The sequence below is a fragment of the Micromonospora sp. NPDC005220 genome (assembly GCF_040607895.1).
Lineage (GTDB): Bacteria > Actinomycetota > Actinomycetes > Mycobacteriales > Micromonosporaceae > Micromonospora.
Genome location: NZ_JBEXHP010000122.1, coordinates 1 through 15723, shown reverse-complemented (window position 1 = coordinate 15723; position 15723 = coordinate 1). Strand labels below are relative to the sequence as shown.

Genomic DNA, 15723 nt, shown 5'->3' with positions numbered 1-15723 from the left:
ACGGCGGCGCGGCCCGGCCCGGTGGCCCGCGTCGAGCCGGCCCGACGGGTGGCCGCGGCGGCCTCGGCGAGCACCACCAGCGGCACGTCCAGGACGACGGCGAGCCAGCCGAGCCAGAACCCGCCCGGCACGCGGCGCTGTCGTTCCCACCGGGAAACCTCGTGCCGGCTCAGCGTCGGCACCCCGGCGGCGGCGCACAACTCGGCGGCGGCTCGCTGCTGGCTCCAGCCCCGGGCCAGTCGGCACCGGGCCAGCAGCGGCCCGAGCTGCGCTGGGCGCGGCGATGCGGGCGGGATCATGAGTCCTCCTGGCGGGCGTCGGTGCGGTGACGACCCACCCGCCCGTCCGGGCGGGACCGGCGTCACCGCTCGGTTGCTGACCCCCGCACGGGACCCGGGCCACCCCCGCCGCCCCTCCCGCACCGCCCCTTTCTACCTCGGTGGTACGACGCCTTCCGCCCGCCGGGTCGGGTGCGGGGTGCGACAGCGCCCACCGCCACGGGGCGGATCGGGCGGCATCGCCCGCCCGGTTGACGGCCCCGGGCGACACCGCACACCGGGTCGGGCGGACGGGCGGCACCGGCCGCTGGATGAGAAGGGCCTGGGTCCTGGTTGCATCGACCGCTAGAGTCGGGTCGTGGCGCTCGGTCTTCCCTCGACACTCCCCAATCCCCAGCCGGCGATCGGGGAGCTCATCCGTGAGCACCAACCGACCTTCTCGTTCGAGTTCTTCCCGCCCAAGACCGAGGCGGGGGAGCAGCTGCTCTGGCGGGCCATCCGCGAGCTGGAGTCGCTGCGCCCGTCGTTCGTGTCGATCACGTACGGCGCCGGCGGCACGACCCGGGACACCACCGTGGCGGTGACCGAGCGGATCGCCACCGAAACCACCCTGCTGCCGATGGCCCACCTGACCGCGGTCAACCACTCCGTCGCCGAGCTGCGGCACGTGGTCGGCCGGCTCGCCGGGGTGGGTGTGCGCAACGTGCTGGCCGTTCGTGGCGACCCCCCGGGCAACCCGGGCGGTGAGTGGATCCGCCACCCCGAGGGGGTGGACTACGCCGAGGACCTGGTCCGCCTGGTGCGCGACGCCGGCGACTTCAGCGTCGGCGTGGCGGCCTTCCCGTACAAGCACCCCCGCTCGCCCGACGTGGCCAGCGACACCGCCCAGTTTGTCCGCAAGTGTCGGGCCGGCGCGGAGTTCGCGGTCACCCAGATGTTCTTCGACGCCGACGACTACCTGCGGCTACGTGACCGGGTGGCCGCTGCCGGCTGTGACACCCCGATCCTGGCGGGGGTGATGCCGGTGACCCAGATCGGCACCATCGAGCGGTCCGTGCAGCTGTCCGGCGCGCCGTTCCCACCGGCGCTGGCGGCCCGCTTCGAGCGCGTCGCCGACGACCCGGACGCCGTCCGCCGGCTCGGCATCGAGCAGGCCAGCGAGATGTGCCGCCGACTGCTCGACGAGGGCGTGCCGGGAATCCACTTCATCACCCTCAACCGGTCCACCGCGACCCGCGAGGTCTGGCAGAACCTGAAGGCCGGCGCCCGCGTGTGAACGGTGCGCCTGCGACACCTGTTGCCCGGCACGACGGTTGATCCATGGTGGGCACACAGCTGAACTGGGATCAGTACGCCACGGCGTGGGCGCGACTGCACGGCGGGTTCGACCCGCGGGTCGCGGCGCCGGTGGTGCGCGCCTGGCTGCGATTCGCGTACCACGTCGGATATGTGCTGGGTCGGCTGCGGGTCAGCCCCACCGCGGTCACTGTGGCCGGCGTGCTGCTCTGCTTCTGCGTACCGTTGCTGGTGGGCCGGCAGGGGGACGGGCCGTTCCTCGGCGCGCTGTTCGTGCTGCTGGCCGCCGTTGCGGACAGCGTGGACGGCGCGGTGGCGGTCGCCACCAACCGCACCACCCGCCTCGGCTACGTCTACGACTCGGTCGCCGACCGGCTCGGTGAGGTGGCCTGGCTGCTGGCGTTCTGGCTGGCGGGCGCGCCGGGTGGGCTGGTCGTCGCGGGCGGCGCGCTGTCCTGGTTGCACGAGTACGTCCGAGCGCGGGCGGTCGCCGCCGGCATGCGGGAGATCGGCGCGGTGACCGTGGGCGAGCGCCCCACCCGGGTCTCCGTGGCGCTGGCCGGCTTGCTGGTCGCCGGGCTGGCCGGGCTGATCGAGCCGGAGCTGACCGCCGGCACCATCACCATGGCGACCGCGGTCTGGGTGCTGCTGGCCGGGTTCGGCCTGGGGCAGCTGCTCTCCAGCACCCGCCGCGCCCTGCTCGACGCCGGCTGAGCGGCCGAGCCAGGCCAGCTCGACGCCGGGTCTACCAGGCGGGGCCGATCTCGTCGGCGACGATCTGCGCGGAGAGGGTCACCATCGGCAACCCGCCGCCCGGGTGGGTGGAGCCGCCCACCAGCCACAGCCCGTTCGCCGGGCCCCGGTTGGCCGGGCGGAGCAGCCCACCGGCGGTGCCGTAGATCGAGCCACCCGGCGCGCCGGTCGCCGCGTCCAGGTCGGCGGGGGTGCGGATCTCGCGGAACAGCAGCCGGTCGCGCACGTCCACGCCGCGCCGGGCCAGCACGTCCAGGATCTGATCGGCGTACGCGTCGGCCAGCCCCGGGCGTCGCCAGTCGACAGCGCCCGCCGCGAGGCCCTGCCGGGGGGCGTTGACCAGCACGAACCACGCCTCGTGTCCGGCTGGGCGGACCATCGGGTCGTCGGCCACGGTGACGAACACCGTCGGGTCGGCCGCCGGCCGGGCCCGTACGCCCCGCCCGGGGTCACCGAAGACCGCGTCGAACTCGGCGTCGTAGTCGTCCGGGAAGAAAACGTTGTGGTGGGCCAGCCCGGTGCTGCCGGAGACGCCGAGCAGCAGCACGAAGCCGGCGAGGCTGCGGTCGGTCAGCCCGGCCAGCCGACGCGGGTGCGGCAGCAGGTCACGGTAGACGGTGAGCGCGTCCACGTTGGCCACCACCACGTCGGCGGGCACCGGGGCGGTGACGCCGGCGAGGCGTACCCCGTGCACCCGGCCGCCGGTCGCGTCGATCCGGGTGACCGTGGCGTCGGTCTGCACGACCACGCCGAGGTCCAGGCAGCGGGTCAGCAACGCGTCGGCGAGCGTGCCCAACCCACCGCGCAGGTACCAGCCACCGAAGGCCAGCTCGGCGTAGGGGACCGCGACCAGCGCCGCCGGCGCCCGACGCGGGTCGGCGCCGGTGTAGGTGGCGTACCGGTCCAGCAGCATCCGCAGCCGCGGGTCGGAGAGGTGCCGGCGGCCCAGGCCGCGCAGTGTGCGGCCGGGGGCGATGGCGGCCAGGTCGCCGACGCGCCAGGCCAGCGACGCGAGGTCGCGGGGAGAGTCGACGGCACGGCGCAGGATGTCCCGCGAGGACGCCTCCCACACGCGCGCCGCGCGGCCCCACAGCCGCTGCCAGTCGGCTGCCGCCCGGTCACCGAAGGCGGCCCCGATCCGGGCGGTGAACTCCACCGGGTCGGCGCACGAGTCGAGTGCCGGGCCGCCGCCGGGGAAGACGTGCCGGACGATCGGGTCCAGCCCGACCAGGTCCAGGTACTCGTCGAGCTTCGCCCCGGTCGCCTCGAACAGGTCGTGGAAGACGTCGGGCAGGGTGAGCAGGCTCGGCCCGGTGTCGAAGTGGAACGTACCGGCCGGGGTGTCGTGCGCGTACCGGCCGAGCTTGCCGCCGATGGTGTCGGCCCGCTCGAAGACGGTCACCTGGTGCCCGGTAGCGGCCAGCCGGGCGGCGGTGGCGAGGCCACCCACCCCGGCGCCGACGACCACGATCCGCGCCATGCCACGCCCTCCTAGCTGACCGGGCGGCCCCGCCAGGTCAGGCGGCGCTGCTTTCGCAGATGGTACGACCGCAGGGTCAACCAACCGAGGACCACGACCGACACGGGGTGTGCGAGCGCGTCGGGCCACCACCGGCCCCCGGTCGCCCGGGCGGTCAGCACCCGCCCGGTCACCCCGAGCAGATAGCCGGCCAGACCCACGGTGGCCACCCCCGCCGCGCCGGCCGCCGCACCCACCAACGCGACCAGTGGCGGGGCGGTGTAGAGCAGCAGCAGCGCCGTCACCACGGCCGCCGCCGCGCCCGGGTGCCCGAACGACGCCCAGAGCGACTTCGAGTACCCGTCGCGCAGCTGCGGCCAGTCGTCGTACATCCGGCAGGTGGCCAGCCGGGAGCCGTCGGCCAGGGCGATCCGCCCGCCGGCCCGCTTGACCGCCCGGGCCAGCTCGACGTCCTCCAGGATCTTGTCGGCGACCGCGGCGTGCCCGCCGGCGGCGGTGTAGCCGGCCCGGTCCACCACCAGGAACTGCCCGCCCGCCGCGGCCAGCGACGGCCGCGGCGAGCGCTCCATCGCGCGCAGCGGCAGGAAGGTCAGCCAGAGCCACTGCAACAACGGCTGCACCAGCCGGTCGGCCGCCGTCGTCACCACGATCCGGGGGTACGGCGACAGCAGCGTCGCGCGGGCGGCGCGCAGTTCGGTGACGGCGGCGGCCACGGCGTGCGGGGCGAGCACCACGTCGGCGTCGACGAAGACCAGCGCGGTGGCGTCCGGGTCGGCCCGGGTGGCCAGCTGCCAGCAGGCGTGCGGCTTGCCCAGCCAGCCCGGCGGCGGGGCGACACCGGTGAGCAGCGTGACCCGGGGGTCGTCGCCGGCCACCGCGCGGACCACGTCGGCGGTGCCGTCGGTGGACCCGTCGTCGAGGACCACGACGCGCAGCCCGGGTATGCCGCGCTGGGCCAGCAGGGCGCGCAGGCAGGGCGTGACCCGGGCGGCCTCGTCGCGTAGCGGCAGCAGCACGGCCACCGGCTCGTCGACCTCGTCGGGCCGGTCGGTGGGCCGGCGCAGCCAACGGGTGGCGTTGAGCCAGGTGTGCCCGGTCAACGCGGCGACGGCGATCAGCAGGGCGAGCAGGACGGTCATCGGGTCGCGTCGACGCCTGGGCGGTGTGGCTGGTGGGCCTCCCGACCGGGGTCACCGCCCCGGCGGGCACGCAGGAGGGTCACCGCCAGCGGTACGGCGGTCACCGACATGCCGGCGGCGCCCCAGAGCGCCGAGGCGGGCAGGTCGAGGAAGACGGCGTGGGCCAGGATGCTGGAGAAGTACGTCCACAGGTAGAGCGCGACCATCGGGTGGTCCCGCCGATCGGTGTGCGCGGCGGCCGGCCCGGCCAGTGGGCGCAGCGCGCTCATCATCAGCACCGCGAAGAGCAGCCAGCCCAGGTAGTTGCTGACCGGGATGCCGGTCAGGCCGGGCAGGGCCGGGGTGGCGTCGCGCCAGACCCAGTAGCCCTCGGCCACCATCTGCGGGTCGAGGAACAGGTCCCAGGCGGCCAGCCCCACCGTGGCCAGCGCGATCCGGCCGACCCACCGTCCGGCCGTCGCGCGGCTGCCGGCTGGTGAACCGCTGCCGGAGCCGGAGCCGGTGCCCGTGCCGGAGCCGGTGCCGGTGCCGGCCGTTGCGCCGCTGCCGGTGGGGGAGGCGCTGCCACCGCCGGTCAGGCGGACCGCTGCCAGCCAGGCCGGCCAGGCCATCCAGGTCCAGGCCAGCGGAATGATCAACGGCACACCGGCCAGCTTGGGACCCAACTCGCCGGAGTAGTCGTAGCTGCCGAACGGCACACCGGTGGCCACCCCGATCGCCTCGATCGCGAACCCGCCGCCGGTGGCCACCGCGACCAGCGCCGCGGCCACCCTGGGGCCTCGGCTGAGCAGCGCGTGGCCGACCGAGAGCAGCCAACCGAGGACGACGGTGGCCACGGTGAGCCCGGCCCGGGTGGCGCCGCCGGTGAGCGGGTAGCAGATCTGGGCGAGCACCAGGACGGCGAGCAGCGTCCAGGAGATCCGTCGGGTCATGACACCGGTGGCTCGAGCGGCAGATCCCGACCGAGCACGCCGAACGGTCGCTCGTCGCCGGGGAAGTGGAAGTCGCGCAGCACGTCGACGAAGCCGAACCGTCGGTACAACCGCCAGGCCCGCGAGGTCTGCTCGTCGGCCTCCGGGGTGGACAGCAGCACGGTGTCACCCTCCGCCATGCCGAGCAGCGCGCGCAGCTGACCGGTGCCCAGGCCGTGCCCCTGCGCCGGCGGCCGGACGTGCAGCTCGACCACCTCGAAGCAGTGGGTGAGCCAGCGTGTGCGGGTCGGGGCGTCCAGCGCGCGGTGCACCTGGTCGTGCCACCACTGACCGGAGGCGCCCAGGTAGCCGTAGCCGAAGCCGGCCAGGTGACCCTCGCTGGTCAGGCTGGCCACCGCTCGGAAACCCGGCCGGCGAACGTGGGTGGCGATGTAACCGCGCCGGGCCTCCAGCAGGTCGGTGCGGTATCCCATCGCCTCGCCGTAGACGGCCACCACGTCGTCCAGCCGCCGGACGAGATCGTCCGGCGTCCAGCGCACCAACCTCATGCCCGTCCACCCTTCACCGTTTCTGGGCCGCCGTCGGCGACCCACCCGAGCACCGACCGGTCGCCGACCACGTCGCGTACCTCGAACCGGGCGAACAGCTCCTCGGCGTACCAGCCCGCGGTGGGGGTTCGCATGATCGCCGCCCGATGCTCCGGGTGACGGTACGCGAACGCCACCAGGTCCGTCGGGTCACGCCACACGCTCACCGTGCCCTGCCAGCCCAACGGGGCCTCGCCGACCCCGAACCGGGCCAGCAGCCCGGGCGCGTCGCGCAGGGCGGCCGCCACCGGCGGGATCGCCCGCCAGAAGGTGGCGGCCCGGCGGGCCCGCAGCCGGGCCCGGGTCAGCGCCAGCACCGGGCCGGTGACCCGGCCGCCCGACGGGTCGCCGAACGGCCGCTGACCGGACCACTCGCCCCGGCTGGTCAGCGGGCGCAGGTCGATCCGGGCGTGGGCGTGGGCGATGCGCGCCCAGGCCCGCCCGACCGACGAGTCGCCGAAGTCGGCCGCCGCGGCGGGGGAGTCCCAGACGGTCAGTGCCGCCCACCGGGTCAGGTCGGCGTCCCTCGGCCCGAAGTCGGTGCCGGTCCCGGTGCCCAGCAGCTTGCCGAACCGAACGCCCGGGAGGGCCCGCAACCGGCGTGGATCCAGCGCCATCCGGGTCAGCGCCCGGGGCAGCGCGCCACGGGAGGTCCGCCACACGTGCAGCGTGACCAGCTCCGGAGCCGTGCTGCGGTGCCCGCCGGTGGGCTCGCTCAGCGCGCTCACGCCACCTCGGCTGGGGTGCCGGCGGTGACCCGCAGCAGCTCGGCGTAGGTGGTCGGGAAGACCGCCTGGGGTACGCCCCCCGCGGCCCAGATCTCCGGGTACGCCGCCAGCGCCGTGTCCACCAGGGTGCGTAGCGGGTGCGGGTGCCCGAGTGGGGCGACCCCGCCGATCGGCTGTCCGGTGTGGGCCCGGACGAACTCCGGGGTGGCCCGGCGCAGCCTGGTGACGCCGATCGACGCCGCCAGTCCGGCGGTGTCGACCCGGTGCGCGCCGGAGGTGAGGACGAGCAGCGGCGTGTCGTCCGCGTCGAAGATCAGTGAGTTGGCGATCTGGCCGACCTCGACGTCGAGCGCCTCGGCGGCCGCGGCGGCGGTGTGCACCGCGTCGGGCAGCAGACGGACCACGCTGGGCTCACCGGCGCCGTCGACCGTGCCGGCGGCGGTGAGCGCGTCCTGCACCGCCCGTACGTTCGGGTGTGGCTGCATCCCGCCATTCTTCCCGGTCCGCCGGGGGCCGGTTCAGCCGGCCGGCACGCTCAGCGCGTCACACGTTGCATTTTCGTCGGAGGGGAGGTGTACTGTCAGCAGCAGTTAGAACGAGTGTTCGATTGCCTCGAACGCCCGTTCCAACCAGCCGGAGCGCGGCGTTTCGCGGCGCCACCTCCGGGCGGTGCGGCTCCGCGGGCCGCACCTGGGTTTCCGGGCAGTCGCGAGCCTGGTCCCAACAGGCAGGAGCGTCGCCCGCCGCCCACGACCCCCGGGCAGCGGGGGTCGCACCCCCCCGGCCGCGGGGCGGCGGGGGGGGGGGGGGGGGGGACCCACCCCGCCCGGCCCGCCCCGCCGAGGCCGACGCCCCCGCCGGCCCGCCGGCCGGGTGTGGTGTGGGGAAGCATCCACACCCGGCCGGCCACACCCGGTGCGTCTTCCTCCGCACCACCCCGACCTCGGCGTCTCGTTGGCGGCATCAGCCGCCGGTGTGACGTCTCGGCCACGTGGAGGAGAGACCATCCATGCCGACCAACCCGGCTCAGGCACCGACGGTGCCGGCGCACGTGCTGCCGCATCGCACCCCCGCCCAGCTCCTCACGTTGGCCCGTCGTGGGCTGGTCGAGGCCGGCCAGACCCGACCTGACGGCCTGCGCTACGCGGCAGCCCACCTGGCGGCCCTGCGCGCGGCGGCGGCCCTGCTCGCCGCCCGGGCCCGCCCCGCGCCGAGTCGACGCAACCGGATCACCAGCGTCTGGGTCCTGCTCTGCGCTGTCGCTCCGGAGCTCGACGAGTGGTCCCGGTTCTTCGCCGCGGGGGCCAGCAAACGCGCCGCCGCCGAGGCCGGCATCCCCCGGGTGGTCAGCGCCCGGGAGGCCGACGATCTGCTCCGCGCTGCCGAACAGTTCGTCACGGTGGTGGAAACCGCGCTCGGCGTGGCCCACCAACCGTCCCTGGACGGCCTCGCCGCCTGATCCCGCCGTGCCACCGGCCGCCCTGCGGGGGGAGCCGGGCGGCCGGTGGCACGGCGTGCCGGTCCTGATCTGATCCACAGCAACGACGGGGGAGTTGGTCCAATGGCGGGCCGCATGGTGGTCGGTTCCGCCGCGCTGGCCGATCTGGTGCGCCCGGCGAGCGCGCCCGACCCGGTCGGTGGCCACCGGGTGCTGCCGGTGGTGCCCGAGTTGACCGGTCTGCTACCCAACCGGGGTCTGCGCCGCGGCAGCACCATCGCGGTCGCCGCCGGTCAGCCCCGACGCAGTGGCGGCACCTCGCTGGTGCTGGCCCTGCTGGCCGAGGCGTCCCGGGCCGGTTCGTGGTGCGCCGTGGTCGGAGTGCCGACGTTCGGTGCGGGTGCGGCAGCCGAGCTGGGCATCGCCCTGGACCGGCTGGCCCTGGTGCCGAATCCCGGCCCCGAGTGGGCCACAGTGGTCGCCGCGCTGATCGACGGGGTGGACGTCGTGGTCACCGCCGTACCCGCCGCGGTCTCCGCCTCGGTCGCCACCCGGCTGGCCGCGCGGGCCCGACAGCGCGGCAGCGTGCTCGTTCCGTACGGCCGGTGGGACGGCGCGGACGTGACGTTGCAGGTGGTCCGTGGGGTCTGGGAAGGGCTCGACCAGGGCCGGGGGCGGCTGCGTCGCCGGGAGGTCACCGTCTCGGCGCGCGGGCGCGGAGCGGCCGCCCGACCCAAGGAGATCAAGGTCTGGCTCCCCGGTGCCGAGCTCACCCGGGTCATTCCCCGGGCGGTGCGGTCGACCGTGGGCCGTCCGTCGGTGCCGCTCGCCCTGGTCGGGTCGGGGTGACCGGCTCGCCGACCCGGACCCTGCTGCTGTGGTGCCCGGACTGGCCGGTGCTCGCCGCCGAGATCGTCGACGGTGTGCCAGCCACCGGTCCGGTCGCCGTGCTGCACGCCAACCGGGTGGTCGCCTGCTCCGAGCGGGCCCGCGCCGAGGGGGTGCGCCGAGGGCTGCGCAAGCGGGAGGCGCAGGGGCGCTGCCCGCAGCTCACCGTCGTGGAGTACGACCCGGGCCGGGACGCCCGGGCGTTCGAGCCGGTGGTCGCCGCGCTGGAGGAACTGGTCGCCGGCGTCGAGGTGGTCCGTCCGGGTGCCTGCGCGGTCGCCGCCCGGGGCCCGAGTCGTTACCTCGGCGGCGAGGAGGCGGCCGCCGAGCGGCTCATCGAGCACGTCGCCCAGTCCTGTCTGGTGGAGAGCCAGGTGGGCATCGCCGACGGGGTTTTCGCCGCGGGGTTGGCCGCCCGCGCCGGCCGGGTGGTGGAGCCGGGCGGAACACCGGCGTTCCTGGCCGGGTTGCCGGTCGAGGCGCTCGGTCGGTCCGCACTGGCCGATCTGCTGCGCCGGCTGGGGGTGCGGACCCTCGGCGACTTCGCCGCGCTGCCGGCCGGCGACGTGCTGGCCCGGTTCGGGTTCGACGGAGCGCTGGCCCACCGGCTGGCCGCCGGCCGGGATCACCGTCCGCTCGCCGTCCGGCAGCCGCCGACCGACCTGACGGTGACCTCCGCGTACGACGAGCCGATCGACCGGGTCGACGCGGCGGCGTTCGCCGCCCGCGCCCTGGCCGAGCAGTTGCACGAGCGGCTGGCCGGGTACGGGCTGGCCTGCACCCGGCTCGGCATCGAGGCGGTCACCGAGCACGGGCAGGAGCTGCACCGGGTGTGGCGGCACGACGGTCTGCTCACCGCCGCGGCCATCGCCGATCGGGTGCGCTGGCAGCTCGACGGCTGGCTCTCCGGCAGCAACGGCCGCGCCGGTGCCCGCCCGGCCCGACCGACGGCCGGCGTCATCCGGCTGCGACTGATCCCGGACGGGGTGCTCGCCCAGGGCGGTCTGCAAGCTGGTCTCTGGGGGGAGACCGGCGAGGAGCGGGAGCGGGCGCACCGGGCATTGAGCCGGGTACAGGGCATCCTCGGCCCGGAAGCGGTGGTCACCGCCGTGCTCGGTGGTGGGCGCTCCCCGGCCGACCAGGTGCGCCTGGTGCCGTGGGGCGACGAACGTCTCCCCGCCCGGCCCGGCCCGCCGGCCGTAGCCGGCGCCGCCAACGCCAACGCCAACGCCAACGGCAACGCCAACGGTGCCGCCAACGCCAAAGCCAAAGCCAACGGTGCCGGTGCCGGTGCCGGTGCCGGTGCCGGTGCGGCCACTGCCCCGCGCGGGGGCACCCCGCCGTGGCCGGGCCGGCTGCCACCGCCCGCGCCCGCCGTGGTGCTGCCCAGCCCGCTCGCCGCGACGGTGCACGACGCCGCCGGCGAGCCGGTGGTGATCAGTGCGCGGTTGGCGGTGAGCGCCGCCCCCGCTCGGCTGGTGGTCGGCACCGGCCAGCCGGCGGAGATCGTGGGGTGGGCCGGGCCGTGGCCGGTGGACGAGCGCTGGTGGGCGCCGGCCGAGGCCCGCCGTCGGGCCCGCTTCCAGGTCAGCCTCGCCGACGGCACCGCTCTGCTGCTCGCCGTGGAGTCCGGGCAGTGGCTGGTGGAGGCCATCTATGACTGAGTCAGGTCGCCCCATGACCGGTGTTGGTCGGGAGGCAGATGTCCTGATGAGCGGTATGACTGTGAGTCATATTTATGACTCACAGTCATACCGCTCCCGGTGGCTTTCGCCGCTGGCGCGGTTGCGCACCGCCGGGCGCCTGGTCGGTCGTGCCACCGCCAGCGGGCCGGCAGAAGCGGCCGGCGCGGGCGGCGCGGTCCGAGTGGGCGGCGCGGTCCGAGCGGTCCGAGTGGGCAAAGCGGGTGGCGCGGTCCGAGTGGGCGGCGCGGTCCGAGCGGTCCGAGTGGGCAAAGCGGGCGGCGCGGTCCGAGCGGTCCGAGCGGCCGGAGTGGCCGGATGAGCTTTCACAACCCGAAGATGCCCTGGTCGGAGCTGGAGCGGGTGCTCTCCGGTCGGGCCGGTGGCGGCTCCGGCGGCGGGCGGTCGCGCGAGGAGCGGCACCTGCACGTGGTGGACCCGCTCGCGGTGGACGGCGACGGCGGCGACTCCCCGGCCTGGAGCCGCCGCCGCGAGCAGTACCAGCCGCCGGAGCTGACCCGCCCCGACGGCGTGGTGCCCTACGCGGAGCTGCACGCGCACACCAACTTCAGCTTCCTCGACGGCGCCAGTCACCCGGAGGAGCTGGCCGAGGAGGCGGCCCGGCTGGGGCTCACCGCCCTCGCCGTCACCGACCACGACGGCTTCTACGGGGTGGTCCGCTTCGCCGAGGCGGCTCGTACGCTGGGCCTGCCGACCATCTTCGGCGCGGAGCTCTCCCTCGGCCTGCCCGGCCCGCAGAACGGCGAGCCCGACCCGCACGGCGCCCACCTGCTGGTGCTCGCGCACGGCCACGAGGGGTACGCCCGGCTGGCCACCACCATCGCCCGCGCCCAGCTGCGTGGCGGGGAGAAGGGCCGCCCGGATTACGGGGACCTGGAGGAGGTCGCCGCCGAGCTGCGTGACCATGTGCTGGTGCTGACCGGCTGCCGCAAGGGGCACGTGCCGGGGGCGCTGCTCACCGAGGGGGTGGACGCGGCGGCCCGCGAGCTGGACCGGCTGACCGCGCTCTTCGGCGCCGAGACGGTGGCCGTGGAGCTGACCGACCACGGTCATCCCGTCGACGCGGACCGCAACGACGCGCTCGCCGAGCTGGCCGCCGCCGCTGGGCTGCCGACGGTGGCCAGCAACAACGTGCACTACGCCAGCCCCGGCCGGCGTCGGCTGGCCACCACCGTCGCCGCCGTCCGGGCCCGACGCAGCCTGGACGAGATCGACGGCTGGTTGCCGGCGGCGGCCACCGCCCACCTGCGCAGCGGCGCGGAGATGGCGGCCCGGTTCGCCGCGTACCCGGGTGCTGTGGCGCGGGCCGCCGAGTTCGGCGCCGAGTTGGCCTTCGACCTTCAGCTCGTCGCGCCCCAGCTGCCGGCGTACCCGGTGCCGCCGGGGCACACCGAGATGAGCTGGCTGCGGAAGCTGACCGCCGACGGGGCGCACGAGCGCTACGGGCCGCCGCAGGCGCACCCGACGGCGTACGCGCAACTCGACCACGAACTGAACATGATCGAGGAGCTGGGTTTCCCCGGCTACTTCCTGGTGGTCTACGACATCGTCACGTTCTGTCGGGACCAGGACATCTACTGCCAGGGTCGGGGTTCGGCGGCCAACTCGGCGGTCTGCTACGCGTTGCGGATCACCAATGTGGACGCGGTCCGGCACCGACTGCTCTTCGAGCGTTTCCTCGCCCCGGAACGGGACGGCCCGCCGGACATCGACGTGGACATCGAGTCCGACCGGCGGGAGGAGGTGATCCAGCACGTCTACACCCGCTACGGCCGGGAGCACGCCGCCCAGGTCGCCAACGTCATCTCCTACCGGCCCCGGTCGGCCGTGCGGGACGTGGCCAAGGCGTTCGGCTTCTCACCCGGTCAGCAGGACGCCTGGAGCAAGCAGATCGACAGGTGGGGCTCGGTCGCCACTGTCGATGTCGAGAACATCCCCGAGCAGGTGGTGGAGTACGCCAACGAGTTGCAGACGTTCCCGCGGCACCTGGGCATCCACTCCGGGGGCATGGTGATCTGCGACCGACCGGTGATCGAGGTCTGCCCGGTGGAGTGGGGGCGGATGCCCGGGCGCAGCGTCCTGCAGTGGGACAAGGACGACTGCGCCGCGGTGGGCCTGGTGAAGTTCGACCTGCTCGGCCTGGGCATGCTCTCCGCGCTGCACTACGGCTACGACATGATCGGGTCCCGGCTCGACCTGGGCGACATGACCCTGGACGACCCGGAGGTCTACGACATGCTCTGCCGGGCCGACTCGGTCGGGGTGTTCCAGGTGGAGAGCCGGGCCCAGATGGCCACCCTGCCCCGGCTCAAGCCCCGCGAGTTCTACGACCTGGTGGTCGAGGTGGCGCTGATCCGTCCCGGCCCGATCCAGGGCGGTTCGGTGCACCCGTTCATCCGGCGCAAGAACGGCCAGGAGCCGGTGACGTACGCGCACCCGTTGATGCGCAACGCGTTGGAGAAGACCCTGGGTGTGCCGTTGTTCCAGGAGCAGTTGATGCAGCTCGCCATCGACCTGGCCGGCTTCGACGCGGCGGAGGCCGACCAGTTGCGCCGGGCGATGGGCGCGAAACGGTCGGTCGAGCGGATGACCCGCATCGCCGACCGGCTCTACGCCGGGATGGCCGAGCGGGGCATCACCGGGGAGCTGGCCGACGACGTCTACCGCAAGCTCACCGCGTTCGCCAGCTACGGCTTCCCGGAGAGCCACGCGATGAGCTTCGCCTACCTGGTGTACGCCAGCTCGTGGCTCAAGCGCTACCACCCGGCGCCGTTCCTGGCCGCGCTGCTCAACGCCCAGCCGATGGGTTTCTACTCGCCGCAGACCCTTGTCGACGACGCCCGCCGGCACGGGGTGGAGGTCCGCCGTCCGGACATCAACGCCAGCGGGGCGAAGGCGGTGTTGGAGTCCACCCCGGACACCCGGTGGGGCAGCGGGCCGGGTGAGCCGCCGCACGCCTGGGGGTTGGGTGGTCCGGCCGTCCGGATGGGGCTGTCCAGCGTACGTACCCTCGGGTCGGACGTGGCCGAGCGGATCGAGGCCGAGCGGGCGGCCGGTGGGGCGTACCGTGACATGCCGGATCTGGCCCGGCGGGTCGGCCTGACCGCCGCGCAGCTGGAGGCGCTGGCCACCGCGGACGCCTTCGCCTGTTTCGGGCTGACCCGGCGGGAGGCGCTCTGGGCCGCCGGCGCGGCGGCCCAGGACCGACCGGGCCGGCTGCCCGGCACGGTGACCGGCGCGGCGGCGCCCACACTGCCCGGGATGGAGGCGGTGGACCGGCTGGTCGCCGACGTGTGGGCCACCGGGTTGTCGCCGGAGAGCCACCCGGCCCGGTTCATCCGGGGTCAGCTCGACGTGCTCGGCGCGGTGCCGATCGCCCGGCTCGGTCGGGTGGAGCCGGGGCAGCGGATCCGGGTCGGTGGCATCGTCACCCACCGGCAACGCCCGGCGACCGCGGGCGGGGTGACCTTCCTCAACCTGGAGGACGAGACCGGGATGCTGAATGTCACCTGTTCGCCGGGGCTGTGGCAGCGCTACCGGCGGGTGGCGCGGACCAGCGCCGCGCTGGTGGTCCGGGGGCGGTTGCAGCGACACGAGGGGGTGACCAACCTGGTCGCCGACCGGCTGGACGCCATCGAGCCGCCGGTGAGTCCGGCCTCCCGTGACTTCCGCTGATTAAGTGATCCACATTACGGTTTCCCGAGCCGCCGAGCGGGAGACTCGTCCCGAGCGGGCAGAGCGGCCCGTGATCCGTGAGGGGGAACGACAGTGACGGGAAATCACGCGTACACCGGTGGAATCGCCAACGCCCGGCGGACCCGACTGGGCAACGGCTGGGTGCCGTCGCACCTCGCCGACCCCCGCGAGTACGAGGTGACCAACGGTCCGGTGGCCAACGAGCGCCGGTCCCGGGCAGAGGACGAGGCCGAGGGCACCGAGGCCTGATCACCCGCGCTACCACGCACCGATCGGGCGTGTGGTGGGCGCGCCCGCCACACGCCCGCACCACCACCGGGCCGGGTGACTAGGCTCGGCCGGGTGGAGCAGACCCGAGGCCGGTTCGCCGAGCCGCCGCTGACACCCCGTACCGCCGTGATCTGGTCGGTGCTCCGCGCCGAGCTGGACCGGCGCGGCGACGCCGAGCTCACCGTGCTGGACGTGGGCGGCGGCACCGGCGGTTTCGCCGTTCCGCTGGCCCGCGCCGGGCACCGGGTCACCGTCGTCGACGCCAGCCCCGACGCGCTCGCCGCGCTCACCCGCCGTGCCGCCGAGGCCGGGGTGGCCGACCGGATCGCCGCCGTGCAGGGCGACGGCGACGCCCTCGCCGGGCTGGTCGAGCCGGCCGGCGTCGACCTGGTGCTCTGCCACGCCGTACTGGAGGTGGTGGACGACCCGGCGCCGGTGGTGGCCGCGCTGAACCGCCTGCCCGACGAGCTGGTGGAGACCCTCGAACTGCCGGCCGCGTTGGCCGCCGCGTTGATCGCCGGGCAGCCGGCCGCCG

General features: G+C 75.1%; 15 protein-coding genes. 8 read left to right on the top strand and 7 right to left on the bottom strand.

The features are described from left to right. A partial coding sequence (locus tag ABZU52_RS28090; protein WP_354973973.1) for a helix-turn-helix domain-containing protein occupies nt 1–299 on the bottom strand: 299 nt, incomplete at its 3' end. 337 nt (nt 300–636) lie between these two features. Here ABZU52_RS28090 and metF point away from each other — a divergent pair. Together metF and ABZU52_RS28080 are read left to right on the top strand one after the other, a co-directional pair. Beyond that, complete coding sequence (metF, locus tag ABZU52_RS28085) at nt 637–1554, top strand: methylenetetrahydrofolate reductase [NAD(P)H] (RefSeq protein ID WP_354973972.1); 918 nt, start codon at nt 637–639, stop codon at nt 1552–1554. 44 nt (nt 1555–1598) lie between these two features. After that, nucleotides 1599–2288, top strand: coding sequence for a CDP-alcohol phosphatidyltransferase family protein (locus ABZU52_RS28080; protein WP_354973971.1), 690 nt, complete (start codon nt 1599–1601; stop codon nt 2286–2288). Nucleotides 2289–2319: 31 nt separating this feature from the next. On the opposite strand, the gene crtI is transcribed toward ABZU52_RS28080, so the two are convergent. The 6 genes from crtI to ABZU52_RS28050 are packed head-to-tail and all read right to left on the bottom strand — an operon-like array spanning nt 2320 to nt 7678. Further along, nucleotides 2320–3807, bottom strand: coding sequence for a phytoene desaturase family protein (crtI, locus tag ABZU52_RS28075; protein ID WP_354973970.1), 1488 nt, complete (start codon nt 3805–3807; stop codon nt 2320–2322). A gap of 11 nt (nt 3808–3818) precedes the next feature. Beyond that, a complete protein-coding gene (locus ABZU52_RS28070; protein ID WP_354973969.1) occupies nt 3819–4946 on the bottom strand; it encodes a glycosyltransferase family 2 protein in 1128 nt (375 codons plus the stop codon). After that, the gene (locus ABZU52_RS28065) at nt 4943–5878 is read right to left on the bottom strand and encodes a carotenoid biosynthesis protein (protein WP_354973968.1); all 936 of its coding nucleotides are present in this window, start codon (nt 5876–5878) and stop codon (nt 4943–4945) included. The genes ABZU52_RS28070 and ABZU52_RS28065 overlap by 4 nt, the downstream gene beginning before the upstream one ends. Further along, complete coding sequence (locus ABZU52_RS28060; protein WP_354973967.1) at nt 5875–6426, bottom strand: GNAT family N-acetyltransferase; 552 nt, start codon at nt 6424–6426, stop codon at nt 5875–5877. The genes ABZU52_RS28065 and ABZU52_RS28060 overlap by 4 nt, the downstream gene beginning before the upstream one ends. Beyond that, nucleotides 6423–7184: a monooxygenase gene (locus tag ABZU52_RS28055; protein WP_354973974.1), complete on the bottom strand. Its 762-nt coding sequence runs from the start codon at nt 7182–7184 to the stop codon at nt 6423–6425. Before ABZU52_RS28055 ends, ABZU52_RS28060 begins: the two co-directional genes overlap by 4 nt. A gap of 5 nt (nt 7185–7189) precedes the next feature. Further along, complete coding sequence (locus ABZU52_RS28050; RefSeq protein WP_354973966.1) at nt 7190–7678, bottom strand: YbaK/EbsC family protein; 489 nt, start codon at nt 7676–7678, stop codon at nt 7190–7192. A 524-nt stretch (nt 7679–8202) separates the two neighbouring features. Here ABZU52_RS28050 and ABZU52_RS28045 point away from each other — a divergent pair. The 6 genes from ABZU52_RS28045 to ABZU52_RS28020 form a co-directional block, all read left to right on the top strand. Continuing rightward, nucleotides 8203–8652, top strand: a complete 450-nt coding sequence (locus ABZU52_RS28045; protein WP_354973965.1) for an SAV_6107 family HEPN domain-containing protein — start codon at nt 8203–8205, stop codon at nt 8650–8652. A gap of 102 nt (nt 8653–8754) precedes the next feature. Next, the gene (locus tag ABZU52_RS28040; protein ID WP_354973964.1) at nt 8755–9480 is read left to right on the top strand and encodes a hypothetical protein; all 726 of its coding nucleotides are present in this window, start codon (nt 8755–8757) and stop codon (nt 9478–9480) included. Beyond that, nucleotides 9477–11183 (top strand): DNA polymerase Y family protein, encoded by a 1707-nt coding sequence (locus ABZU52_RS28035; RefSeq protein ID WP_354973963.1) that lies wholly within the window; start codon nt 9477–9479, stop codon nt 11181–11183. Before ABZU52_RS28040 ends, ABZU52_RS28035 begins: the two co-directional genes overlap by 4 nt. A gap of 336 nt (nt 11184–11519) precedes the next feature. After that, nucleotides 11520–14897, top strand: coding sequence for an error-prone DNA polymerase (locus tag ABZU52_RS28030; RefSeq protein ID WP_354973962.1), 3378 nt, complete (start codon nt 11520–11522; stop codon nt 14895–14897). 93 nt (nt 14898–14990) lie between these two features. Next, nucleotides 14991–15167 carry a hypothetical protein gene (locus ABZU52_RS28025; RefSeq protein WP_167493679.1) on the top strand — a complete coding sequence of 59 codons (177 nt, stop codon included), beginning with the start codon at nt 14991–14993 and terminating at the stop codon, nt 15165–15167. A 75-nt stretch (nt 15168–15242) separates the two neighbouring features. Beyond that, nucleotides 15243–15723 (top strand): methyltransferase domain-containing protein (locus ABZU52_RS28020; RefSeq protein ID WP_354973961.1); only part of this gene is annotated, 481 nt, incomplete at its 3' end.